The following is a 24,675-nucleotide window of genomic DNA, read 5'->3' as shown; positions in this document are numbered from 1 at the left end:
AATTTAGATATTTCGGGCGAGATAGGCCGCTTCGTGGATCGCATTGCCATAGGATCGTGGCGAGCGGGCGTCGCCGATCACCTGAACGGTGATCCCTGTGCCGTACAAGGCCATGGACAGCGGATCATACGCCGTGCGGCCCGGGGCGATTATGAGCGCGGAGCAGGAGATGTCTTCCGTCCGCCCATCCGGGTGAGCGACGCGGACCGACCCGCCGCCAACCGACGTCAGAGTCATGCCTGGCTCGGACGTCAGTCCGGCCTGCCCCGCCCAACGCATCACAGCCTTGGACCGCGAACCGATATAGGGAGCCGGAGCCAGCGTCGCCTTGGGGTCGAGCAGCCGAACGTCATGACCCGCCCGCGCCAAGTCCAGTGCGAGCTCGATCCCTTCGCCCGCACCCCAGATGACAATGGGGCCTGCGGGCAGGACCGACCTGTCTTTGAGAACGTCATCGATCAGGAGCGCGAACCCGCCCTCCAGGGCTTCGTCGAGACCTTCAGCTTGCACTTGCATGGGTCGAGCCCCGGTCGCGATCACGACCACGTCGGGTCTTTCGGCAATCAGTTGTTCGGCATCGACGTCCTGGCCCAGCCGGACCTCGACGCTGCTCTTTGCGATCATGGTGCGGTGCCACTCGGGCTGGTAGGCGATCTGCTCCATGTTGGGCAGATGAGGATAGTTGCCGGCCCAGTTCATCACGCCGCCAAGCTTGTCGGATTTCTCGAACAGGATCACGTCATGACCGATCGCGTCAGCGACGATCGCGTATTCCATACCGCCCGATCCACCACCGACAATCGCGACCTTTCGCGGCCTGTGGGTGGGCGTGATCCTGTATTCCCGATCGCGTCCAAAGTTCGCGTTCTGGGCCGAACCGGCCCACCCCTTGTTGAAGATGTTGCCCTGAAGGAGCGAAGCACCTGTGCGGGTCGACCTCCGAATATCCTCCTCGCGCCCCTCGGCGATCTTGCGGGGAAAATCCGGATCGTCGAGCGACTGGCGGCAGGAGGCGAACAGATCGGCGGCGCCCGGCCGGATCATCGTGCGCATCTGGTCGGGCGTATTGATGTTGCACGACCCCATCAGGGGCATATCGATGCCCTTGGCCTGAAGGCCGGCTCGGAGCTTTTCGACGCTGGGAAGCGTAACAAGATTGGGGGTGTAGAAGCCCCCCCCGATCATCTCGCCCGAACTCAATTCCGGGTTGCGGTCCTTGGCCGGCAACATCGAGCCAAAGGTCGCATCGATCCCCTCAACGCCGAGGGCGTGGAGACGGGGCGCATAGTGCTCGACAAAATAATCGATGTCGTAGCCGCCCTCGTAGTTCTCGTCGCAGCACATGCGCGGGAACTGGGGGAAATCCTTGCCGCAGAGTTCCTGGGTCCGCTCGATGATCTGCTCGCAGAACAGGAAATGGTCCGAATACTCGTCGTTTCGTCCGTTGTTGGCCAGCAGCGATAGCGTCACGTGCGGCAAGGATCCGTGGCAGAAATGGTATGAGATGTAGTCGTATCCGGCCTCGCGAGCCCGACGGGCGGCCTGGGCGAAATCCTCGACCAGGCTGCGATAGACCTCGGTGGGAACCACGCCCGGCTCCCGGTTCCCAATCGCATAGGCCGCTGTCGGCCCCCAGGCCACGGTGCCCGGGATCCAGCCCTTGCCGGGATCGATAGGGAAGGATGCGCCGACGCCGGGGATCAGGCCACCGTAGAACAGCTGGATACCGGCAAGCGCACCATTATTGTGGATCACCTCAACCAGGTCGCGCTGTCCGATGATGTAGGTGTCGTCATACAGCCCCAGCATCCGTTCGTTGATCAGCCCGTCATGGCGAACGCATGTGGCACCGACGCAAACCGCGCCGAACCCGCCTGCCCCGAAGCTTTCATAAGCGCCGGTGATCTTTCCGGTGACGTGTCCGGTCGGATCCGACATGTTCATGGTCGTCGGTGCATGGACCATACGGTTCTTGAACTTCAGGTTCTTGGTCTGGAAAGGCTGAAGCAGCGGATCGTTGATCATGGCGTATCCTGGGTGCGAGGGCGCTAGGGGAGATGCGCGCGTCCAAGGTCCTTCGAGAGCTCGGCCTGACCGCGAGTCTCAGGTGACAAGGACCTAAAAACCGGCCGACGGACCGCACTGGACCTTTATTGCGGGCCTGCGAGTGACGGCAACGACCGCGCCGCGATTACCGCCCGTACGATGCCTTGCCACCGCTGCGGCCGATATCGGAGCCGGGTCTGATCGGGCGTGATACCTGTACGGGCCCTGATGGACGATCGGCGGTCGCGGGGATGGAAGACGCTTATGCAGGCGGACCGAACTCACAGCAGGAGTTGCGCATGAACCCGATACGCAGGGCGCTGGAGAACGAGGCGGCCACTCTCGGCACGTGGTACGGCATCCGGTGCAACCTTATTGCAGAGCGTTGCGGTGCGATCGGCTTCGACTGGGTCATCGTCGATCTTCAGCACGGTACGGCAAGTTGGGACGGTCTGTTGTCCCTGCTCCAGTCGCTGCAGCTGGGAGGAACCCATTCGCTCGTTCGCGTCACGGGGCATGATCCTGCGGAAATCGGGCGGGCATTGGATATCGGCGCGATCGGCGTCGTGGTGCCGATGGTGTCCACTGCAGACCAGGCGAAGTTTGTGGCGGACGCCACCCGGTTTCCTCCGCATGGCACGCGATCGATTGGGGCGGCGCGAAATACTCTGGGCGGCGACCCGCTGAGCCAGGATCCGTTTTGCATGGTGATGATCGAAACGGTCGAGGGGATGCAGAACCTGGAGGCCATTGTCGCAACGCCGGGCGTGGACGGAGTCCTGCTGGGCGGGGCCGACCTGGCCGTCAGCATGGGGCTGCCCAAAGAACAAATCTATGCCTCCTCGCCGCCTCCGCCGGTGGTGGAAGCGATGGAAAAGATCGTGGAGGCCTGCCGCAAGCACGGCAAGGTCGCCGGTAATGCGGCGATGGATGCGTCCGAAGTCGAGGAACTGCTGGCCCGCGGCATCCGGTTCATTCCGGTCTCGGCGGCTGGCCTGTTCCTGATCAGTGGGGCCAAACGCGCCCTGGCGGATTGCCGCACGATCGTCACCGCCTTCACGGGCTGAACGACTCTCAACCCCTTTCGCGAACAGGCCGCCCAGATGATCTTTGAACAAGCCACGATTCAGGTCGCGCCCGAAAAAGCAGTGGCGTTCGAGGCCGCCATCGCAGCGACCGCGCCGCTTTTCCGCAGAGCTCAGGGCTGCACCAGCCTGGCGCTTGAGCGGATGGTCGAGACGCCCGGCCGCTATGTACTCAGGATCGGATGGAACACGGTCGAGGACCACACCGAGATCTTCACCAAATCCGCAGATTTCGCAGAGTTCGTGGCGATGGCTGGACCGTTCATGACCGAGACGCCCTCGGTCATCCATGTCGTGCCAACGTCGCTGTTCTAGGCCAGCGGGCGGCTTTTGATGGCCGCCCGCAGATCTGGACTTCAGCCGAGGCATTCTGCGATGAACCGCCGGACTTCCTCGTCGATCGCCAGGCCTTCTGGTGCCCCGGGGAAGCCAGTGTGCGGGCCGGCTTCGGTGACGTGCAGTTCCGCCGACACGCCCGCAGCCCGCAGGGCGCGGTGCATCCGAACCGTATTCGAGAGGTAGAGGTCGCGCGTGCCTGTCGTCAGGATGGTCCGAGGCCACCCCTTGGTCAGATCGCCGAACAATGGCGACAGATAAGGATGGTTCAGGTCGTGCCCGTCGGCATAAAGAAGGTTGACCGGCATGAGGCTTCTGAGCCCCGGGTCAACGCCGTTGTTGGTGTGGAAGCTGTCGCCAGATTCCGTCAAATCGATCTCGGGTGTCGCCAGAACCAGACCGGCCGGCAGGGGCAGACCTTCGTCCCGGGCTCTCAGGATCAAAGCGGCAGCCAGGTTGCCGCCGGCCGATCCTCCACTGACGATGATGTCGGTCGCGGGCACCACACTCAACAGCGCGCGATAGGTTGAGATGCAGTCGTCTAGGGGGGCTGGATAGGGATGGTCCGGCGGCATCCGGTAGTCGACCGCCCAGACCCTGCGTTGGAGGCGCGCTGCGGAACCGATACCCATCATGCGGCACAGCTCCCCGCCGCACATGATCAGCCCGCCCCCATGCAGGTCGAGGACGACGCCCCGACTGTCCGACGCGAGGCCTTGCGGTTGGATATCGTAGACGCGCACACCATCGGCGTCCCGGGTTTCCACCTCAGCCTGAAAATGAGCCATCATGCCGCTCAGGAAGGGCAACACAGCCTCATCGGTCGCCGACACCAGCGCCCGCCAAGCCGCCTTGTCCTCGATCGGCGGATAGGGTGGGCTAGGCATGCCCGGACCCAGATAGGCGCGGGCGATGTCGCTCAGAAAAGCAGGGATGGGAATATCCCGCGCCGGCACATGCTGCATCGGGGGGGTGGCGTCCGTCATGTCCGTCGTCTCCTGCTGACCTTGATTGTGACTGAAGACACCCGGTCAGCCGGGTCGCTTCCTGTGATGTGAAACCCGTGGCCGCTCCTTCGCCCGTTGCCGAATGGCCGGACTATCGACCTACCAAACCCGAGCATTACGAGAACCATCAAGCTAACAGGTGAAAGCTTGAAGTGAAATGTCAAACGCGGTCGGTGCCTTTGCCCCGGGCGACGTAGGTGGAAGAAATCCTTGCTCAACGGCGTCCTCCAGATCGAGTGGAAGGTCGAGGTCGAGAGCGAGGCCAGGTCGGCGCACGATCGCCGCGCTCGGCATTAGGCTCCTATGAAGCGCCAGACTGTCGGGACCGAAGGCGAACCTTAGGTTGCCGGCTTCGCGTGCGGCCAAGGCGTTGGTCCCGCGTGACCAACGATCTGGTGCGATGGCGACGCCGCCCTCGCCCATCTCGACCAGGGCTTCCACGTCATCCGGGGCGAGGGTCGGCAGATCTGCGTGGACAACCATCAACCGGCCGGCAATGCCACGGGCAACAGCCGCCAGTTCCGGGTTGAGGCCGCGCCCATGATCGATGCTTAATCGCCCGCGCCAACCCTTCGGGCGCACCGACGAAAGCACGATGACCTCCCTCACCGACGGTGAGGCGGCCAGCGCAGCCAGCACTCGGTGCAGCATGCGATCCGCGAGTTCGTCTCGCGCATCCTCGCTCAACACCGGACTCAGCCGGGTCTTGCGCCGACCTGCCGCCTTGATCGGCACAAGAGCGGTCCAGGCGGTCATTGCAGCCGGTCCGCCAACGCCAGCGCCGCCCTGGCCACCCGCGCGCGGTCAGCCAGGGTGTGCATTAGGGTGTCGCAGACATCATGGGGCACGCCGAGGTCAAGAACGGCGTCGCGCTCGTCGACCAGCATCGCGTCAACCACATCCCCATAGTGCGCGAGCACGGCTTCGGGCGACACAGCACTCCCGAGTTCTCGCATGAGCTTGGCCGTTGGCCCCTTGACGGCATTACCGTCGACGACGGGCGACACCACCACCACGGGTGCCCGCGCTGAATGGAGGGCGTCTCGGATGCCCGGAACCGCCAGAATCGGGTCAATGCTCAGATAGGGGTTGGACGGCGCGATCAGAATGGCCTGCACGTCTTCGGCCAGGATCGTGGAGATAACATCGGGCCCGGGCCGGGCGGCAGCCGCGCCCTGAAAACTGATGCGACGGACGACAGGAAGACACCGCTGCTCGACGAAATAGGTCTGAAAGGCCAGGTCGCCCTCCTCGGTATCGAGATGAGTCGATACCGGCTGATCGCTCATGGGCAGGATGCGCGCGCCGATGCCCCAGGCGCTTGCGAAATCGGCCGTGATCGTCGTCAGGGTGTCTCCTGCCGCCAGCCGAGCCGACCGCAGAACATGAAGCGCCAGGTCGCCGTCCCCCAGGGCAAACCAGTCCTCGCCCCCCAACAGTCTAAGGGCGTCCATGAAGGCCCAGGTTTCGCCCTCGCGTCCCCACCCCTGAGCTGCATTGGCCTGTCCACTGAGGGTGTACAGCAGGGTGTCGATATCGGGTGAGACCCACAGGCCGAGGTGGCGAAAATCGTCGCCCGTGTTGACGATGGCGGTGATGCTGGAGGGTTCCACGACCTGCTGAAGTCCGAGCACCAGCTTGGCGCCGCCGACCCCGCCGGTCAGGACAAGGGTGCGCCCGCTCACCGAAACAGGTCCTGTTCAGCAGGCCGGACAAGTGCAGTCGCCGGAAAGCTCTGGCCGCTCCATCGATAGCCCCTGACAAGGGCCGCAGGAATGCCCTCGTCGCCCTCGCCGCACACCAGTCCGGCCGCCGTTGCGATCATGTCGCCCAAGGCGATCTGGGTCACCTCCAGTGTGCGTCCGTCACGATCCGGTTCCCCACGCTTGTCCAGCAGCGCCGGAAGTCCGCTTGCCCCGATGGCGACATTGACGACGCCATGTCGCCAAGGCCTGCCAAAACTGTCGGAGATGACGATGGCCGGAGCGACGCCAAAATGTTTCGCCATGGCTGTTCTCAAACGATCCGCTGACTGGTCAGGATCGAGGGGCAGGAGCAGAACCTGATCGGCCATGGCGTTCCCGAGATTGGATTGGTCTATCCCGGCATTGGCCATCACCAATCCCAGGCGGTGACGAGTAATCAAAACGTGGGGAACGGCGCGAACCACCGAGTCCGACTCGCCGAGGACCATTTCGACAAGCCGCGCATCCTTTCGCGTGATGTCGGCCAGACGACGCGCTTCATCTCCCGGCCGAACGGTCACAAGATCGACAAGGCGGCCCTCGGCCTTGGACACGATCTTGGAGGTTACGACGAGGATGTCGTGGCCTGTCACCGTCAGGCCCGCCTCATCCAGGGCGGCGACGAGCAGGTCTTCGAGGATGTCGCCCGGCCGGACTTCCCCGATTCCGACAAGCGGATGGATCTCGACGGACCGCGCGCCCATGCTCAGTCGGCCGGCTCGGTCAGGGTTCCCGTGATCTGCAACCCGGCGCCGTCGACCGCATAGGTCTTGTTGATGAAGATGAGCAGCGAGGTCATGGCCTCGGCGGCGGCCGAGTTCACCAGGGCCCCGCCATGTAACCCCCGCAGGGCGCAGTCGCGGACCAGACCGATCACCTTTGTGCGCGCCGCCTTGTCGTCACCGAACACCAGAACGTCGCAGGCGACATCCTCATCCTTGATCAGCTTGTGGGCCGCCACATTGTGGAAGGCGGAGACAACCGTCACGCCATCCCCGAGGATCCCCTGAGCCCGCACGGCGGCGCTCCCCTCAGGCGGCAGTTGGACGCGCATGACCTTTGGCGGGACCAAGGGCACCGTGGTGTCGACGACGATCTTGCCGGTCAGATGAGGCGCGATCTGGCGCAGCGTATCGCCCTGGGCGGCGAAGGGGACCGTGACGATCACGATGTCGGCAGCGGCGGCGGCGTCTTCGTTGGCAAGGCCGGTGATTCCGAACCCGAGGGTTTCAGCGGCCGATGCAGCGCTTTCCAGCGTCCGCGACCCCACGATGACCGTCCGGCCGGCCTTTGCGAGTCGTCGGGCAATGGCGGAACCAAGAGCCCCCGTTCCACCGATGACTGCGATTGTGCCGATATCTGTCTCGCTCACGTCAAGCTCCTGTTGTGAGGGGCGCGCGGCTGGCGACGCTCCCGTAGGTCGTGGTGCGCTGAACCAGGGGCCGACCGGCCCTGATAGCCAACGCATGCATCTGTTCGGCACCGCAAAGCTGGCCGTGCCGGCCGCCGGCGGCCCGGGTTATCGATTCATCCATCAGCGTCCCGCCGAGATCGTTGGCACCGGCTCGCAAGGCCGCAACCACGCCATCCGGCCCCATCTTCACCCAGCTGGCCTGGATGTTCGGAATGAAGGAATGCAGCACCAACCGGGCGACCGCGTGCATCAGCAGGGCCTCGCGGAAACTGGGGCCCGAACGAGAGCCGCCCTTGCGCCACATGGGCGCTTCCATATGCACGAACGGCAAAGGCACGAACTCGGTGAATCCACCCGTCTGCTCCTGCAGATCGCGGATGGCCAACAGATGCTTCGCCCAGTGATGATAGCTGTCGACATGGCCGAACATGATGGTGGCGGTCGAGCGCAGGCCCACCTCGTGGGCGGCCCGCATTACGTCCAGCCACTCCTGGGTGTTGACCTTGTCCGGACAGATGAGCGCGCGAACCTCATCGTCGAGGATCTCGGCGGCGGTGCCCGGCAAGGTCGAGAGACCGGCCTCTTTCAGCCAGGCGAGATAGGCGTCCAGAGGCATGCCGAGGCTGCTGGCCCCGTGGCTGATCTCCAGCGGCGAGAAGGCGTGGATATGCACATCGGGGGCGGCGGTGCGAACGGCGCCCAGAAGTCGGTGGTAGGTGTACCCGTCAAATTTCGGGTGAATGCCGCCCTGCATGCACACCTCGGTAGCGCCACGGGCGACCGCCTCTGCCGCGCGCTGCCCGACCTCGGCATCCTCGACCAGATAGGCCGGCCCTCGCAGGTCCCGTGTGCCGCCCTTGGAGAAGGCACAGAAGGTGCAGCGGTACAGGCAGATGTTGGTGTAGTTGATGTTGCGGTTGACCACATAGGTGATCGCATCGCCCGACGCCTGACGACGAAGCTCGTCCGCTGCGGCGCACAGGCGCGCAACGTCAGGTCCATCGGCCAGAAACAGCGTTGTGATGTCGGACACGTCGAGCCGTTCGCCGACTGATGCCCGCGCAATGAGTTCGTCGATCCGCCTTGACGACGTCGTGATGCCTGTCTGCAGGATCGAGGGCGCAGGCTCGACGCCTCCCGCGCGCCAGGCTTCGACCAACGGTAGTCCTCGGGCATCCACGGCGCGGCGGACGCCGGTGGCCAGTTTCGGATCCAGCCAATGGCCCGCCTCAAGGGCAAACTTGGGCGCAACGGCGAGACGTTCGACCAGGACCCGTCCGGCAGAGGCCGTGACCTTGGCGAGGGCATCCAGGTGCGGCCAGGGCGCTTCAGGATTGACGTGATCAGGCGTGACGGGCGACACCCCGCCCCAGTCGTTGACCCCGGCCGCGAGCAGTTGCGGCAGAGCGTCGGACTGCAGGTTGGGCGGAGCCTGGATCGTCATCTCTCCGCCCAGGATCAACCGGGCCGCCGCGACCGTCCAAAGGTGATCGCCGAGCGAGGGCTCGGGATGATCCGCCATTTTCGTACCGGGCTTGGCCCGGAAATTCTGGACGATGACTTCCTGGATATGACCGTAACGCAGATGCAGATCGCGGATCGCGACCAGGGTCTCGATCCGCTCGGCCCGGGTTTCGCCGATGCCGATCAGCAACCCGGTGGTGAACGGCACGGCCGCACGGCCCGCCGCCTCGATCGAAGCGAGGCGATTGCCCGGCGCCTTGTCGGGCGATCCAAAATGGGGGCCACCGCGCTGACCCAAGCGTTCTGACGTGGACTCCAGCATCAGGCCCATGGACGCCGCGACCGGCCGAAGCGCGGCAAAGTCTGCATCGCTCATCAGGCCCGGATTGAGATGAGGCAACAGCCCTGTCTCGTCGAGGACCAGTTGAGCCACTTCGCGCAGATAGGAGAGCGTCGTCTCGTGACCAAGGGCTTCCAGCGCCTTGCGAGCGGCCGGATGGCGGGCCTCGGGGACATCGCCGAGCGTGAACAGAGCTTCGCGGCAGCCGGCCTTGGCTCCCGCCCGCGCAATCGTCAGCACGGCTTCACGATCCAGATAGGCGCTCTCGACGTGGCTCGGCGTCGTGGCGAAAGTGCAGTAGTGACAGACGTCTCGGCAGAGACGTGTGAGCGGGATGAACACTTTGCGCGAATAGGTGACCATGCTTCCGTGATGCGCCAGCGTCAGGGCCTCGGCGTCGCGGACCAGGCTGTGCAGCGGTGTGGCCTCCAACACTGCAGCGATCGCCCCGGCGGACAGGTCTGACGCGAAGCCCGACATTCACATGCTCCGCTGGCGCAACGAGAAGACTGTCGTCACCACTCTTCTCCGGGCGACGCCGCTGTATCGGACCGGCTGGACGGGAATAGGCGACCGACGATCTCCTCGCCGAACCACTGCACGTGTTCAATATAGGCCTGTCGGCTCGGGTGTGGGGGCTCGACCATGGCCCAGGTTACGCCCACGGATGCGAGCTCGCCGATGTCATCGATATATTTCTGGATTCCGTCCTTCGCGCCGAACACCAGCTTCTCTTGCGGTCCGATGCAGATATCGAACTGCCCCGCCTTGTTCTGGGCGGCCCTCATCTCCTGGAGATCCGAAATCTTGCCACTCAGTTGCTCGACCGAATGGATGCCGGACTCCTGATTGAGGGAAGTCATGCCGGGCGCGGCAAAGAACGGCGACCAGCCGTCCCCCCATTTGGCAGCGCGCTCCACGGCCTTGTCGCTGCCGCCGCCGATCCAGACGGGCGGCTGGGTGTCGGGCGTGGGCCGGGGCTCGTTGCCTCGGGCAATGAAGTTGCGGCCTTCCTTGACCACGGCGCCCCCGGCCCATGCCAGACGCAGGACTTCGAGGCCTTCGTCGAAAATCGCGCCGCGCTTGTGAAAGTCCACGCCCAGGGCCTCGAACTCGATCTTCTGGTAACCGGCTCCCAGGCCGAGGATCAGCCGACCACCCGACAGAACCTGCAAGGTGGCGGCGGCCTTCGCCGTCAGGAATGGATTTCGGTACGGCATGACCAAGATGTTGGTGTGGAACTTCAACCGCGTCGTCATCGCCGCAAGGAAGCCGAATGTCGTGAACGGATCGACCGCGTCATGGCCATTGGCGTGCAGCCACTCCGCTGAAGGGGCCGGATGGTCGGTGAGGTAGCAGGCGTCGACCTTCGCCGCTTCAAGCGCGACCGCCATCTCGCGCATCGCCTCTATGGTCTGAAATTCGCCGGGCGTGATATCGCCGACGGGGATGGCCATGGTGAACTTCATGTCGGTGCTCCTGTCGTCCGGTGGCCGGACGTCGATGCTAGGTCGATGGTCTCAAGCAGTCGGCTCAGCCGAACCGCGCGTTCAAAGTCGGGGACTGTTCGCTGTCCGGCGCGGATGTCCGAGGCCAGGCGCGCATAGCTCTCAGCTAGGTTCGCCGGCGGCCCGGTCAGGTCTGTAGTCGCAACGACCGGCGGCGGATCGTTCACGCTGGTCTCCAGCGTCAGAACGCCCCCCTGGAACCCACCGACGAAATCCCCGGTGATGCGAATCCATCCCGCGTCGCCGTCCAACTCCAGCCGGAAGGGCTTTCCGGTGACGCCCCCCGCGACTTCGAGGGTCGACACACAGCCCCCGGCATGACGCCCCAGGACCATCATGTGATCGGCGCAGGTCCGCTCGACAGCCCCCTCCCCGACCACATCGATTTGACTGTGTAGTATGCTGTTGCGCGCATCCACCTCGACGAACGCACCGACGAGCGCCTCCATCACTGCCAGGGTGTGACCGCCCGCGATGGTCTCCAGGGTTGCGCCGTTTCGCTTGTCCTGAAGATAGGCGTAGTGCGGCGGTGCTTGAGTGCCCCATCCGGCCGTGGGGGAATACACCCTCATCGCCAGCGGACGCCCGACGGAGCCGCTCTGTACAAGATCAATCGCCGCGCGCACCGCAGGAGACGAGAGGCCCTGTAGGCCGATCATCACATGGCTCCCTGGACCGACTGCTGCGGCCATCTCCTGCGCCTCTGCAAGGTCGCAACCCAGAGGCCATTCACAATAGACGTGCTTGCCTGCCGCCAGGGCCGCGAGGACGACGGCGCGATGTTCGGGCACCTTGACCACCACGCAAACCAGATCGATCGAGGGGCTGCGGGCCAGTTCGAGTGAATCCCCAAAGGCTGCCTCGGCCCCGTAGGCTTCGCGCGCTTCCTCGGCCAAGACCTGAGTCCGGGCCGAGACGGCCGATAGGACAAAATCCCCCAAGAGTTCTCGGAGCGCGGGGATGTGAGCGTCACGCGCCCAGCCCCGCTTCGCGTTGGCCCCCACTATTCCGACACGGATCGGCGGTTGTGCACTCATTGCCCCGGGCCCTCCTTCAGGCGGCCGAGCAATCGGGAGGCGGCAGGATCGCCATCCAGCATGTTGTTCTGGCGATGGACAATCTTCCACGCGCCGTCCGATTGCCGAGCGAGCTCAAGGCGCGACGCGCTCAGCCGACCGATGAAGAAGCCGTCGTCGCCGTGCCTGGCCACCATCGTGTGACAGGTGGCGATCGCCTTGTCGCCCTCCACCAGGACATGCGGCACGGTCGACATATGCGCGCAGCCGGCGCCGACATAGGCGAGGTGGCCCGGATCACGCGTGATGGCCTCGATGGTCTCCCGCCCCTTCATCTCCCCGATGTCGCCGACAGCGTAGACGCCGTCATCCGTGTAGCAGGCCCCGACAGCTGCGGCATTCAGACCGTCGACCGCATACCCATAGCCATTGACCACCTGATAGATGGCAAGCTGGTCCTCGAGCTTCTGCAGCCGGGCTTCTAGCGTCGAATGTTCACTCGTCATGACGTTTGCCCTCAGCCCACCATGACGCCACCGGCGTCACAGTTGATGGATTGTCCGGTGATGGTTCGGCTTTCGTCGCTGGCCAGGAAAAGGGCCAGGTTGCCGATGTCTTCCGGCTGGGAAATCGTGCGCAACGGCACCTCGGAAAGGGCCTTGGTTTTCCAGTCCTCGAAACTGATGCCCTGTTCTGCCGCCATCCGGACGCCCCAGTTTTTCCAGAGGTCGGTCTCGATCCCCCCGGGGACCAGGCAGTTGCAGCGGATTCCGAACTCGCCGGCCTCGGTCGCAATCACCTTCGTAAGCGCGCGCAGGGCCGCCTTGGCCGTAACGTAGTGGGACTTGCGCGGCATCCCGGTCCAACCGGCCGTCGATGAGAAATTTATGATGGACCCGGTCCGCCGCTCCAACATCGAGCGCTGCAAGACCTCGCGCGCACACAGCATGGGGCCAGTGAGGGCGACGCTGATCACAGCGTTCCAGTTCTCGAGCGTCTGTTCCCAGACAAACTTGTCCTGCCCGGGAATGACGGCGTTGTTGAGCAGGATATCGACCTGTCCGAACGCATCGAGCGCCCGGTCGACCATGATGCGGATATCGTCCTCGTTGGTGATGTCGGCCCGCACGCCGATCGCGCCCTCACCCGCCTCTTTTGCGGCCGCGAGCACCTCGGCTTCACGTCGTGCCACCAGGACGACCTTGGCGCCCTCGTTCACGAACTGCCTGGCCATGACGGCGCCCGTACCCTTGCTGGCGCCCGTGATGATCGCGACCTTGCCAGAGAGGCGGCCCAAGCGTCCTGTCATCGATCTCTCCCGGGTCCTGCCCAACCGCATCACGGGGCTACGCGGCCCTCTTAGCTAACAGGTGTTAGCTCGGATGCTAGAGGAATGCAATGCAGGCGGTCCATTCCGTCAGTCAGCGAACAGCCGGCCAAGGGTCTCGCGTATGAAACCCTCGACCAAGGGGGCAGAGTTGCCCGGTCGCGCCGGGGCCAAATGGGCCAAAGCGATACGGCCATGCGCCAGCGAGATCGTCAGGATGGCGGACGAGGCGGTATCCGCCGTGGGGAGCTTGCCGCCCAAAAGCGCGTGACTTTCGATGGTCTCGAAGACCGGACGGTAGGCGGGTCTTACTGGCCCGTCGACGTCGGTATCGCCGGAGAGCTGGGTGGCGAACAGCAGCTGATATCGAGAAGGCCGCTGCATCGCATACCGGACATAGGCGCCGAGTTGTTCCTGCAAGCGCGAAAGCGGCGGCTCCTCCTGGACCTGTTCGGCGGCTGCAGACATTTCCAGGCCAAGCTGCCGCCAGCATTCGCGCTCCACCTCGCTCAACATGGCCGAAGCGTCATCGAACTGCCGATAGAGCGAAGGAGCCGCTACGCCGGCCTCCTTGGCGACGGTGCGAAGACTGAGCTGGCTCCCCGGAGATCGATCCAGAATCCGCATGGCGGCCTCGACCACCTCCTGCCTCAGGCGACCCCCTTCACCGCGAAGATTCCGCTGTCGCTTGAGCCCTGCTTCGGTCATTGATCGTGGTCTTCGGCCCAACTGCGGCCCTTTGGCCACCGAATACATCCTGCGTCGCCATCGATTCCAACACCAGTCCGGTTGTTCCCTCTCCGCCTGAGGCCCTAAAAGCCGATGTCGACGATCGGGTGTTCAAAGCCATCGTTGGTGAGGTGCTGGGCCTTGGCGAGTTTCGCGGGATCCAGTTCGGCCAGATAGCCGTCAATCAGACGATTGTAGTTGCTGATGAGCCCCTCGGCCTCCTTTGACAGCCGCATGTAGTCGAAGCCGACGGCATGAAGGCCGCGCTGCTGACGCGGGAGATTTTCGTAATCCTGACGGGGGATCTCCGGGAAATCAGGGCTGTCGTAGGGAAGTACGATCGGGGCCTTTACCGGTTCACGCGCAGGATCGTCCGGCAGGAAGGCCAGAGACCAGATTTCGAAGAGGCAGGTCTCCGGGGTCAGCGGACGGATGCGATAGGCCGACATCGAACCGTAGAAGGGCAGAAGGAAATAGTGGGGGAACAGAAACTCGACCGTCCGGTGAGGGTTGGCGATGTCGGCGGCGTTAAGGTCCGGGATGGGCAGGCCGTTCGCTACACCCTGCTGATGGATCTCGGTCTTCAGGCGATCGAGGAAGACCCCATAGGCCGCCATGGGATCCTCAGGCAGTTCCATGTCCGCAAGGCTCTCGGCGATCTTGACCTCACTCGAATGGACCATGCCCGCCATCCCGCTGCTCAACCGCGCGAGGAAGCGCGTGAACAGGTCGATATGTCCGCGGGAATCCAGGTCTTTCTGAATGAGCGTCGGGCCGTCCGCATCAGGTCCATACGGATTGAACGCCGACAGATCCTGCAGCTGCGGATGGGTCTTCATCGTGTGGTAACCTTCCATGAAGGCCTCCATGGCGAGCTTCCAGTTGGTGGGAAGCTCGGTCGCGTACCACCATTCCATCCTCAACCCTTCGGGATTGCGGATGCCCAGGCGCTCGGCCACCGGCCCGAGTGAATCGAGCAGTGACGGCGCGTCGTCGTCGAAATTGATGAAGGCGTGGCCGCCCCAGGTCTCCAGGCGACAGGGGACCAGGCTGAGCTCGGCCTTGTCCAGCAATTCCTCGGAAAAGATCTGCTTGCCGAAGACGAAGGTGTTCTCGCCTTCCATGTTCCAGCGCCAGCCATGGAAGGGGCATACGAAGCCCTTGGTCTTGCAGTTGCCCGCGCCCTCGACCAACGTGAGACCACGATGCCGACACGCATTGTGGAACGCCTTAACCCCGGTCTTGGTGCGGACCACGATGACCGATCGGTCGAGTATCTTGTATTCGACATAGTCCCCGACCTCAGCCACCTCCTCGAGCCGGCAGGCCACCTGCCAGACGTGCGGCCAGAGCTTTTCACGCTCGAGATCGAAGAAGGCCTGATCGTAGTATCGCCGGGACGGAATCTTCTCCTGATCAACGACACGCAGCGGCACTTCAGCCAGCAGAGTCTCGTCATCGGAGATCGTCGTTGAGCGGTTCAGGTCCAGGGTCATAGCCATGACGGATCCCTAAAATGAGCTGGCGTCGGTGCAATCTGCGCGAGGCCGAGGCGTTACCTCGGTGGTCACAGTAGCGAACCCAACTGCACCTGTCCCCGCTTGCCACGAAAGCTAACAGGTGTAATCATACAATGACACGGGGGCGATGTATTGCAAATTTCCGTCCTGGAAAAGCTGAAGGCGCTAGAGGCGATCCATCTCCTGAAGGCCCGGCGCGATCGCGCGGCCGACACCAAGGATTGGGCTCTGTACGAGTCCCTTCACGCCGTCGACCACCATTCCTACAACGGCGACTATCCCGCTTGGACCACGGCTGCGGAAATGATCGCCAACGTCCGCGAGATCATGAAAAACCTGACTACGCTTCACCATTCCCACACACCGGAAATCACCTTCGAGTCCGCGAGTAGGGCTAGAGGGATCTGGGCGATGAAAGGTCTCTCCCTCTGGAAGCAGGGCGAAACTGATCACTGGTTTCTCGCCTTCGGCCACTATTTCGAGACCTATGAGAAGCGTGCTGGCGAATGGCTATTCACTAGCCGGTTGCTGAAGTATCTCCACACGGCGTCGTCACCAGGCGCGGACTTTCCGCCCCGTCCGATGGTCGAAACATGACTGCCGCAAAGCAGACAAGCGAACGGTGGGGCGCGCGGCAAGGACGGTCATCATGACAGAGATGACCGACATCGAACGGCTGTTGGCGATCGAAGACATCAAGCTGCTGAAGGCCCGGCGCGATCGTGCGGTCGACACCAAGGACTGGGGCACCTACCTGTCCCTTCACGCCCCTGATCATCAGTCGCACAACGACGGATTTCCATCATGGACGTCCGCTGACGAGATGATCGCAAACGTGAAACGCATCCTCGACCACACGAGGATCACCGTCCACCACTCTCACACGCCGGAAATCACCTTTGACGGATCGACCGTCGCGAAAGGCATCTGGGCGATGGAGGACAACATCTTCTGGAAGCAGGACGGCGAAGACCACTGGCTCCATGGCTTCGGCTTCTATCACGAGACCTATGAAAAACGTGATGGTCAGTGGGTGTTCACCCGCCGCCGGTTGCAGCGGACGCAGGTGCGGACTTCGCCGGGTGGCGTCCTGGACCCAACGGCACTGACCACGGACGTACCCGCACGTCCCGAGTGACAGCGCATCACGCCCCCTTACCCAAGCAGATTGAAACCCGGTCATGATCCTTCACGGCACGCCATCCGAACAGCTTCCCGACGTGCTCGGCACCGGCGAGACCGCCGTCCGGTTCGTCTTCTTCTCGTTGTCGGCCAGACACCCAGACGGCCGCGATGCGGAGTACATCGCCTGGCACTCGCTGGATCACCGGCCCGAGCAGTACCGGCTTCCGCAAATACGCAACGCCTTGCGCCTGGTCTCGACGCCGGCCTGTCGCGCGGCTCGCGCTGCCAGTGCAGAGCCTTACGACGCAGCTGACCATGTGATGACCTATATGTTCACCGACGAGGGTGGCATTCCTGGATTCAACGTTCTGGGTAATGCCTTGAACGAAGGGGGACGGATGCCGATCCGCCTTCCCAGCGTCGGCTTCATGACCTCTGAACTCGTCGGCAAGGTTGCGGCCGCCAGGGCGGTGGCCGGCGCGGACGTCATCCCCTGGAGACCGGCGCTCGGTGTCTATCTGATTATCGAGCGCGGCCAGGCCTCTCCTGCTTCGCTCGTCGATATCCCCGGCGTCGCGGGCGTCTGGTGGTTCGACGGACTGGAGGCACCCGCGCCATACAACTCCGACGCACGAGGGCTTCGCATCACCTACTGCTTCCTCGACGCCGACCCTGTTGCAACTGGCGAGGCCTTGAGGGCCAAAGTGACGGAGCGCTGGTCCAGTGGTGAGGTGGAGCCCTTGCTGGCGGCCCCCTTCTTCGTCATCGTCCCCTTCGAGTGGGATCGCTACCTTCCCGCCTGAACCAACCTGACGGATTCAGGAGTTCGACCGGGGCCCCAGAAATCGCCCCCCCGATGCGCAAGAGAATCCCTCCCGGTGCCGAACCATGTAATGTAGTGTGCGAAGCGAGGCGCAAATCGGGCCTCAGAATAAATACAATGCCTGTGAGGCATTGATTAAAAAACGCCAACTTCAAAAGTCATCGAGGGAGAGACGCATGACGAACCAGAGGCAAGACACGAGAACGCGCACAGGATTGATGATCGGCACCGCCCTGGTGACGAGTATGATCCTCGTCGGCGCAGCCCAGGCGCAGACCGCGCCTGATCCGCAACTTTCCGAACGGTCGGATCAGGTCGACGACATCATCGTCACCGCCCAGAAGCGCGAGCAGCGGCTTCAGGACGTGCCGATCGCCGTAACGGCGATCACCTCCGAAGCGCTGGAAGCCAACCGGATCACCAATGTGACCGACCTCAGCGGTCTTGCCCCCAACGTTACGGTTCGCCCTGCGGCCGGTGGCTCGCAGACCCCCGCATTCTCGATGCGCGGCGCCGTCAGCTACGGCGTGGTTCCCGGCTCGGACAAGGCGGTCTCGATCTATCTGGACGGCGTCTATATCGGCAATCCGAAGGGTTCGATTTTCGACGTGCCGGATGTGTCGCGCATCGAGGTGCTGCGCGGTCCCCAGGGCACGCTGTTCGGTCGTAACGCGACGGCGGGTGCCGTCAGCGTTACGACACGCGATCCCGACGGTGTGTTCGGCGTCCGTCAGGAATTCACTATCGGCAACTACGACCAGCGCCGTTCACGGACCAGCATCGACACCCCGACATGGGGCCCGTTCAGCGCCTATTTCAGCTATGTCCACAACGAGCGTAGCGGTGATGCCCGCAACCTCGGAGCTGGCACGGTCTGGGATCGTACCGCTCCGGAATCCGGCCTGGGTCTCCAGACTTCGCCGCAGACCCTCGGCGACAAGGACCAGAACTCGTTCTTCGTGGCGGTGAGGTTCGAGCCGAACGAGCGTTTCAGCACGGTCTACAAGTTCGACCACACCGAGGACAACTATACGCCGGACGCCACGTCCTTCGTTGGGATCAATGCGGCCGCCCCGCTGATCGGGTCGTTCCTGAACGCCCTGCTCACCAGCCAGACGACACCGGTGATCGCAAACACTGCGATGGTCCGTCCGGACGTCGTCAACAACTCTTTCACGGTTCCGGCCGAGCAGCGGAACAGCGGCCACAGCCTGACCAGCACCTTCCAGGTCAACGAAGCGATCACGATCAAGAATATCGCTTCGTACCGTTCGTCCTACCTGAACGCGACCACTCAGCTGGACGGACTGGGCGGCCTGACGTTCACCTCTGCGGCTCTGGTGCCCTATGCCACCTTCGTGGCCTTCTCCCAGAACCCCTCGCTGGCCCTGGCTTCGCCGGCGGTTCAGGGCGCGACCATCGGCGCCTTTGCAGCAGGCCTCGCCCCCCTCGTGGGTTCGCGCTTCCTGGTTGTCGGAGCCAATACCCAGGACGACGGCGATCAGTGGAGTGACGAGCTTCAGGTCAACTTCGACAACGACTTCGTCTCGCTGACGGTCGGCGCACTGTATTACCACCAGGAGGGCCGCTCAGGCAGCCCGCTCGGCCTTCCAGGAACGGCCAGCTTCACGACACTGCCGACGACCGGCCGTATCCCGATCGGCAACCAATCGGTCTCGTACAACGAGGCCACCTCGATCGCCGCCTATGCACAGGGCGACTTTCATCTGACGCCGAAACTGGACATCGTTGCGGGCTATCGGATCACCAAAGACGAGAAGTCGGGCAGCTATGAAGCCGGTGGCGTCTTCACCCCCGCGTCGCCGGGTTCGGTGACGGCCGGAACGTTCACCGGGATCCGGGTCACCCCGTTCGACTATGAAGACACCCAGCCGTCGTACACCATCGGCGCGAACTACAAGCCCAACGACGACATCCTGATCTACGGCAAGTATTCCCGGTCGTTCGTGTCCGGGGGTTCCGTCGGTGGTGTCGGCTTCGAGCCGGAGATCGCAAAGGGATTTGAAGCCGGGCTGAAAGCAGACTTCCTCGATCGCAGCCTGAGAACCAACCTGGCCATCTTCCACGTGGACTACGAGAACCTCCAGGCAGCAGCAGCCGGCCTGAACGTCGGGCGGCCGGACCTGGGCACGCTCGTCATCCAGCAAGGCGATTCCACAGCAAAGGGCGTCGAACTGGAAGTGACCTATGTTCCTACGAACGGTCTGACCCTCAACGGCAGTTTCGGCTACACCGACGTCGAGTTCGGCCCCGTAAACCCGATCCTGCAGGCCTCGGTCGGTGCCGGCCAGTTCCTGCCGACCCTGGTCCCGGATTACACCGCGAACCTTTCGGCCCAGTACGAAACCGCGCCGATCTGGGGCAATGCGTATCTGTTCTTCCGGACCGACGCCGCCTGGCGCTCGGAACAACGCACCTACTCCAATCCAGTGCAAAGCGCGGCCATTCCGGTCTTTGGTTTGATCGACCACTCGGACGCCACCTGGATCGTGAACGCTCGCGCCTCGATCAAGGACATCTCGCTGGGCGGCGGCACGGCTGAGCTCGCCCTGTGGGCCCGCAACCTGACGGACGACGACTCGCCGACCTTCCCGCTGGGATTCTCCAACTTCCTGGTGTCGTCCGCGTTCCAGCGCGCACGGACCTTCGGTCTCGACCTGATCTTCGACTTCTAGACCTGGTATCAAGGCAAGCGACTTAGGAACGGGCGGCCCCAGGGTCGCCCGTTTTCGTGTGCGCCCGGCCGTCACGGAGTCAAGTGGCTGATGGCTACTCGGTGTAGAGTGCCTTCAAACGACGAATGTCGTCAGCATCGACGCCCAGTCTCTGGTCCAGATAGTTTTCGATAGACCCGTAGTCCCGGTCGATCTGCGCGAAGACAGCGCGGAGATAGGCGGCATCCACCCGCATGAACACGGCGGAGACGTCAGGCGGCAGACGACCGGTCCCCGCCTGACGTCGCGCCTGACTCGCATCGGAGGCACCGGCCGGGCTCACTCCCGAGAAATAGCGGTTCGACAGCTCATAGTCGTAGAGGATGGTCTCACGCGGCACGCCCAGGGCGGAGAGGATCATGGCCGTCGCAAGCCCAGTGCGATCCTTTCCCGCCGTGCAGTGGTAGAGGCTCGCGCCGTCGTTCCTCAGTAGCACGTCAAACAGTGCCGCTTGCTGTGGACGCTGCGTGTCGAGGAATGTCGCATACAGATTGACGAACGCAGCGCGCGCGCCGTCGACCGTGGGCGTGCCCTGATACAGACCTGCCATGGCCGAAAGGTCCAGGTCATAGTCTCGCGTGAGGATGGTGGGTGCGCCGGACCCGGCCCAGGCCGTCGGCTCGGCTCGCCGTTCCGATACCGAGCGGAGGTCATGGATGGTGTGGATATTCAGCCCTGCGACAGCGGTAAGATCGGCTGGTGTCAGATGCGATAGCTCGGCCGACCGATAGATCCGACCCCAGGCCACATGGCGTCCGTCCAGGGTGCGGTAACCTCCTATGTCGCGAAAATTCTGGACTCCCGCCAACGGTACCAATCGCGGGGCAAAGATCGCGCTGTCGCCGGCGGGCACCGGCGTTTGTGCGACTGCGAATACAGGGCCCGCCGAGGCCGCCAAGGCGGCAAACGCGAGGGCAAGGACGATCTTTCGGCGGTTCATGGCCAGCCCCTTGTTCATGAGTCGAAATCTACATCCATCGCAGGGACGCCTCTTGGGTCACCGTCGCGACAAGCCGCTTCTGCTGGTCGAAGATCAGCCCGCGCGACAATCCCCTCCCCTCGTCGGCCCAGGGACTCTCCGTGGTGTACAGGAGCCACGCATCGGCGCGCGCCGGGCGATGAAACCAGATGGAATGATTGAGTGATGCCACGGAACGAAGCGTCCGGACGCCCTGATGGCCCATAGCGATCGTGCCCGGCAACCAGTAGTCGGACATGAGCGCCAGCAGAGCCTGATGATCTCGCGGCAGCTCGACATCTTGAGCCGAAGGCATCCGAAACCAGAAATCGCGTCGATGCTCGCCAGTCGACTGGTGCAGCGACCCCGGATCGATCAGGCGCACTTCGATCGGAAAGGGCCTTTGAAAGATGCCTGCCACCTCCGGTGCCAGAAGGTCTGACTGGCTGACGGCCAACTGTTGCAGGTTCGCCAGGCCGGCGGGACCGACCACGTCCGGCGCCGTGACCGTCTGGTGCGATACGCCGGCATCGGGGTCGTGGAATGAACACAACATGCTGAAGATCGGCCGCCCCAGCTGGCTCGCCTCTACGAACCGGGACGCGAAACGCCGACCATCGTGCAGACGCCTGACCTCGAATTCAATCGGGAGATCAATGACGCCGCCGCGCAGAAAGTAGCCACTCAGGCTGGAGGCCGGCCAGTCGGGGGCGGTACGCCCGGCCGCTGCGAGCGCCTGGCCCAGAGCCTGCCCTCCGAACGTCACGCCCGCAAGATTGTCCAGGTTCACCCGCGCGCGAAAGCGGTCCTCTCCAGCGATGTCGAGGCCTAGAAGCTCCGTCGCGGTCGGGGGAGATCTGGAGATGGTTTCACACCTTTGCGGCTCATTGCTTGTGCCGGCGCCGGAAAGGCGTCGCACTGCAATCATCCTTGTCAAACCTCGCCCAGCCGGCCTTTGAGGTCGAGACGAAAGACCGTCAGAGCGCGTTCCTGGGCCGCGGCGCTCGCCACAATCGCCGCCACGATGTCTCTGTCGGCGTCTGGTCGCCCCGGTGCATGCGCGATAGCTGTGCTGGCATCGAAAGGGGTGTAACGGCGCCTCGTCTCGCGGGCCTTACGGGCGCTTGAAAGGGTAACACCATGCAATTGAGCCTCCCGGCCGACAGCGTTCCCGTGAAGGAGATGTTCGAGAAATTCTTCGCTGCGGAGTCGACCGTGGCGAGGGTCCGCGCCTCAGAGCCGGTCGGGTTCGATCCTGACTTCTGGCGGGAATTGATCAGTCTCGAGCTGCCCTTTATGCGACTGTCCGCTGAAGCCGGTGGTGGTGGCATGAGCTTGTTCGACGCATGCCTCATGCTGGAGCAGGCGGGTCGACGCCTGGCCCCCGCTCCGCTGGCTGAGTCTGTCGTCGCCCTTCGTATTCTTGGGGAAATCGGCGGCGAAACAGCCTCGGAGTGGATCGAGAAGCTGCGTGACGGCGAGACCGTCCTCACATTGGCTCTCAACCAGGTCGAGCCTGGCAAGGCCCAGCTGGTTCCGGGTGCCGCTGTGGCGAGCGGTATCCTCACATTCGATGGCCAGACCCTGGCGATCGAGGTGCCATCCCAGGCCCTTGAAGCCCCTCATACTCTGGGAGGTTCCGGTCTGGCGACCTTCACCCCCGGTTCCGGGGACCGGATCGTGCTCGCCAGCAATGCCGACGCCGGTGCCGTCTGGGCCGCAGGGATCGAGGAATGGAAACTTCTGACCTCCGCGGCCCTGGTCGGCCTGTCCCAGGAGGCGCTGACGATGGCCGCCGCCTACGCCTGCGAGCGGATCGCCTTCGGACAGCCGATCGGCGCCAACCAGGGCATCGCCCATCCTCTGGCCGTCGACGCGATCGACGCGGATGGAGCCCAGTTGTTGCTGTGGTGGACGCTGCGAGGCGTCGCGGATCAAAAGGCTGACGCGGGCGCGTTGATCGCCCTGTCACTCTGGTGGGCGAGCAGGACGGCGAGCAACAGTGTCGCTCATGCGATCCATACGTTCGGTGGTTATGGCCTGACCAACGAATACGATATCCAACTCTACCACCGGCGCGCCAAGTCCTGGAGCCAGGCGTTGGGCGATCCCGAAGCCCAGCTGGAACGTGCCGGCAGAAGGCTGTTTCTTGGCGAAACGACGAGCCTGCCCGATCCCGGCGCGGTCGAAGTCGATTTCGAAACGCCGAACCACAAAAGCCCGCTCGCCGACCAGGCCCGCGAAATCCTGTCGGGATTGCTTGACCCGGATCGCGTGAATTTTGGCGAGCAGAATTTCGAGGCTCACGACTGGGCGGTTCATCGCGCGATGGGCCAGGCAGGTCTGCTCTTCCCCGACTGGCCGGCCCGATGGGGTGGGCATGACGCCGATGCAGACACCACAAGGGCCATCCACGCTGTATCGACGGAGCTCGGTTACGCCGGGCTTTCCCGGGGCGTGACGAGCATGGCCGGCGTCCTCGTTCAGAAGCTGGGCTCGCCCGAGTTGCAGGACGAGGTCCTGCTCCGGATTGCAAAAGGCGAGGCGACGTCCTGCCTGGGGTTCACCGAGCCTTCGGGCGGATCCGATGTCTTCGCCGCCAAGACCCGCGCGGTGCGCGACGGCGACGACTGGGTCATCAACGGCCAGAAGATGTTCACCTCGGGGGCGGACATCTCCAACTATGTCCTCCTGCTGACGCGGACCGACCCGGACGTCCCCAAGCACAAGGGGCTGACCCTGTTCCTGGTCCCGCTGGATCTACCAGGCGTGGAGATCCATCCGGTTCACACCTTCATGGACGAGTTGACCAACGCGACCTTCTACGCCGACGTCCGGACACCCGATCGCTACCGGCTCGGCGAAGTCGGCGGCGGTGTGAAGGCCATGTCCATCGCCCTGACCATGGAACAGGGCGGCAGCTACTATTTCGTTCAGATGCGCGAGATGATCGACGCCGTGACGGCCTGGGCGCGCGAGGAACAGCGCGATGGCTCATGCGTCATCGAACATCCTGCGACCCTGGCGCGGCTGGCCCGCGTTTATGGCGCGGCGTGCATCGCTGAGGGACTGACGGCGCGCGCGTTCTGGACCCGTCTCGCCGGCGAGCAGGACCTGGCCTATGGACCCGCCGCCAAGGTTTTCGGAACCCAGACCTTCATCGACCTGTCGGCCGACCTGCTGGACCTCGCGGCCCCCGGCTCGCTGGTACGAGGCAACTCTGGCCTGGGACTGGTCGAAAAGGGCTATCGCCATTCGACAGCCACGTCGATCTACGGCGGCACCAGTGAGGTCCTGCGAAGCATGGTCGCCGAGCGACGTCTCGGTCTGCCGCGAAGCCGCGCCTAGCCTCGCCCGCCCCCCAGTCTGGAGATCAAGACATGAGCACGTTCGACGAACAGTTCGACTTCGTGGTGGTCGGCAGCGGTGGGGGCTCTATGTGCGCGGCGCTCGTCATGCGGGCGGCGGGAAAATCCGTCCTGATCCTGGAGAAGGCG

23 protein-coding genes are annotated in these 24,675 nt (G+C 63.8%); 8 read left to right on the top strand and 15 right to left on the bottom strand.

The window, feature by feature from the left end; genetic code table 11:
- Positions 1 to 3 precede the first annotated feature (3 nt).
- Positions 4 to 2,025 (bottom strand): FAD-dependent oxidoreductase, encoded by a 2,022-nt coding sequence (locus tag JHC99_RS00675; RefSeq protein WP_292151543.1) that lies wholly within the window; start codon positions 2,023 to 2,025, stop codon positions 4 to 6.
- A gap of 320 nt (positions 2,026 to 2,345) precedes the next feature.
- Between JHC99_RS00675 and JHC99_RS00670 the strand changes: the two genes are divergently transcribed.
- Positions 2,346 to 3,113, top strand: a complete 768-nt coding sequence (locus tag JHC99_RS00670) for an aldolase/citrate lyase family protein (protein ID WP_292151542.1) — start codon at positions 2,346 to 2,348, stop codon at positions 3,111 to 3,113.
- Between the two features lie 36 nt (positions 3,114 to 3,149).
- Positions 3,150 to 3,446 carry an antibiotic biosynthesis monooxygenase gene (locus JHC99_RS00665; RefSeq protein WP_292151541.1) on the top strand — a complete coding sequence of 99 codons (297 nt, stop codon included), beginning with the start codon at positions 3,150 to 3,152 and terminating at the stop codon, positions 3,444 to 3,446.
- A gap of 41 nt (positions 3,447 to 3,487) precedes the next feature.
- Here JHC99_RS00665 and JHC99_RS00660 read toward each other — a convergent pair whose 3' ends face one another.
- The 12 genes from JHC99_RS00660 to JHC99_RS00605 all read right to left on the bottom strand — a co-directional run bounded on the left by JHC99_RS00660 (position 3,488) and on the right by JHC99_RS00605 (position 15,519).
- Positions 3,488 to 4,453, bottom strand: coding sequence for an alpha/beta hydrolase (locus JHC99_RS00660; RefSeq protein WP_292151540.1), 966 nt, complete (start codon positions 4,451 to 4,453; stop codon positions 3,488 to 3,490).
- Between the two features lie 153 nt (positions 4,454 to 4,606).
- Complete coding sequence (cofC, locus tag JHC99_RS00655; protein ID WP_292151539.1) at positions 4,607 to 5,230, bottom strand: 2-phospho-L-lactate guanylyltransferase; 624 nt, start codon at positions 5,228 to 5,230, stop codon at positions 4,607 to 4,609.
- Positions 5,227 to 6,159, bottom strand: a complete 933-nt coding sequence (cofD, locus tag JHC99_RS00650) for a 2-phospho-L-lactate transferase (protein WP_292151538.1) — start codon at positions 6,157 to 6,159, stop codon at positions 5,227 to 5,229. Before cofD ends, cofC begins: the two co-directional genes overlap by 4 nt.
- Positions 6,156 to 6,923, bottom strand: a complete 768-nt coding sequence (gene cofE, locus JHC99_RS00645) for a coenzyme F420-0:L-glutamate ligase (protein ID WP_292151537.1) — start codon at positions 6,921 to 6,923, stop codon at positions 6,156 to 6,158. The genes cofD and cofE overlap by 4 nt, the downstream gene beginning before the upstream one ends.
- A gap of 2 nt (positions 6,924 to 6,925) precedes the next feature.
- Positions 6,926 to 7,591, bottom strand: coding sequence for an NADPH-dependent F420 reductase (npdG, locus tag JHC99_RS00640; protein WP_292151536.1), 666 nt, complete (start codon positions 7,589 to 7,591; stop codon positions 6,926 to 6,928).
- Between the two features lies 1 nt (position 7,592).
- Complete coding sequence (gene cofH, locus JHC99_RS00635) at positions 7,593 to 9,917, bottom strand: 5-amino-6-(D-ribitylamino)uracil--L-tyrosine 4-hydroxyphenyl transferase CofH (protein WP_292151535.1); 2,325 nt, start codon at positions 9,915 to 9,917, stop codon at positions 7,593 to 7,595.
- 35 nt (positions 9,918 to 9,952) lie between these two features.
- Positions 9,953 to 10,894: a TIGR03619 family F420-dependent LLM class oxidoreductase gene (locus JHC99_RS00630; RefSeq protein ID WP_292151534.1), complete on the bottom strand. Its 942-nt coding sequence runs from the start codon at positions 10,892 to 10,894 to the stop codon at positions 9,953 to 9,955.
- An 8-nt stretch (positions 10,895 to 10,902) separates the two neighbouring features.
- A complete protein-coding gene (locus JHC99_RS00625; RefSeq protein ID WP_292151533.1) occupies positions 10,903 to 11,982 on the bottom strand; it encodes a Gfo/Idh/MocA family oxidoreductase in 1,080 nt (359 codons plus the stop codon).
- Positions 11,979 to 12,467 carry a nuclear transport factor 2 family protein gene (locus JHC99_RS00620; RefSeq protein ID WP_292151532.1) on the bottom strand — a complete coding sequence of 163 codons (489 nt, stop codon included), beginning with the start codon at positions 12,465 to 12,467 and terminating at the stop codon, positions 11,979 to 11,981. Before JHC99_RS00620 ends, JHC99_RS00625 begins: the two co-directional genes overlap by 4 nt.
- 11 nt (positions 12,468 to 12,478) lie before the next feature.
- A complete protein-coding gene (locus JHC99_RS00615; RefSeq protein WP_292151531.1) occupies positions 12,479 to 13,300 on the bottom strand; it encodes an SDR family oxidoreductase in 822 nt (273 codons plus the stop codon).
- 78 nt (positions 13,301 to 13,378) lie between these two features.
- Positions 13,379 to 13,930, bottom strand: coding sequence for a TetR/AcrR family transcriptional regulator (locus tag JHC99_RS00610; protein WP_292151530.1), 552 nt, complete (start codon positions 13,928 to 13,930; stop codon positions 13,379 to 13,381).
- A gap of 170 nt (positions 13,931 to 14,100) precedes the next feature.
- Positions 14,101 to 15,519, bottom strand: a complete 1,419-nt coding sequence (locus JHC99_RS00605) for an aromatic ring-hydroxylating dioxygenase subunit alpha (RefSeq protein WP_292151529.1) — start codon at positions 15,517 to 15,519, stop codon at positions 14,101 to 14,103.
- A gap of 150 nt (positions 15,520 to 15,669) precedes the next feature.
- Between JHC99_RS00605 and JHC99_RS00600 the strand changes: the two genes are divergently transcribed.
- The 4 genes from JHC99_RS00600 to JHC99_RS00585 all read left to right on the top strand — a co-directional run bounded on the left by JHC99_RS00600 (position 15,670) and on the right by JHC99_RS00585 (position 20,181).
- A complete protein-coding gene (locus JHC99_RS00600) occupies positions 15,670 to 16,134 on the top strand; it encodes a nuclear transport factor 2 family protein (RefSeq protein ID WP_292151528.1) in 465 nt (154 codons plus the stop codon).
- A gap of 52 nt (positions 16,135 to 16,186) precedes the next feature.
- Complete coding sequence (locus JHC99_RS00595) at positions 16,187 to 16,675, top strand: nuclear transport factor 2 family protein (RefSeq protein ID WP_292151527.1); 489 nt, start codon at positions 16,187 to 16,189, stop codon at positions 16,673 to 16,675.
- A 43-nt stretch (positions 16,676 to 16,718) separates the two neighbouring features.
- A complete protein-coding gene (locus JHC99_RS00590; RefSeq protein ID WP_292151526.1) occupies positions 16,719 to 17,465 on the top strand; it encodes a hypothetical protein in 747 nt (248 codons plus the stop codon).
- Positions 17,466 to 17,703: 238 nt separating this feature from the next.
- Complete coding sequence (locus JHC99_RS00585) at positions 17,704 to 20,181, top strand: TonB-dependent receptor (protein WP_292151525.1); 2,478 nt, start codon at positions 17,704 to 17,706, stop codon at positions 20,179 to 20,181.
- Positions 20,182 to 20,275: 94 nt separating this feature from the next.
- Here the strand turns inward: JHC99_RS00585 and JHC99_RS00580 are convergent, their stop codons facing one another.
- Entirely contained in the window at positions 20,276 to 21,160 is an 885-nt protein-coding gene (locus JHC99_RS00580; protein ID WP_292151524.1) for a tyrosine-protein phosphatase, read from the bottom strand.
- Between the two features lie 28 nt (positions 21,161 to 21,188).
- Entirely contained in the window at positions 21,189 to 22,097 is a 909-nt protein-coding gene (locus JHC99_RS00575; protein ID WP_292151523.1) for an acyl-CoA thioesterase II, read from the bottom strand.
- 221 nt (positions 22,098 to 22,318) lie between these two features.
- Here JHC99_RS00575 and JHC99_RS00570 point away from each other — a divergent pair, with 221 nt between their 5' ends.
- Positions 22,319 to 24,526, top strand: a complete 2,208-nt coding sequence (locus tag JHC99_RS00570; protein WP_292151522.1) for an acyl-CoA dehydrogenase family protein — start codon at positions 22,319 to 22,321, stop codon at positions 24,524 to 24,526.
- A 32-nt stretch (positions 24,527 to 24,558) separates the two neighbouring features.
- Positions 24,559 to 24,675, top strand: a 117-nt coding sequence (locus JHC99_RS18710; protein WP_366927695.1) for an FAD-binding protein, incomplete at its 3' end; no start/stop codon positions are given.

The sequence above is a fragment of the Brevundimonas sp. genome (genome assembly GCF_016463485.1).
Taxonomy (GTDB): Bacteria; Pseudomonadota; Alphaproteobacteria; order Caulobacterales; family Caulobacteraceae; genus Brevundimonas.
The sequence above is the reverse complement of the archived record's forward strand: the minus strand, read 5'-3'. Positions and strand labels throughout refer to the sequence as shown.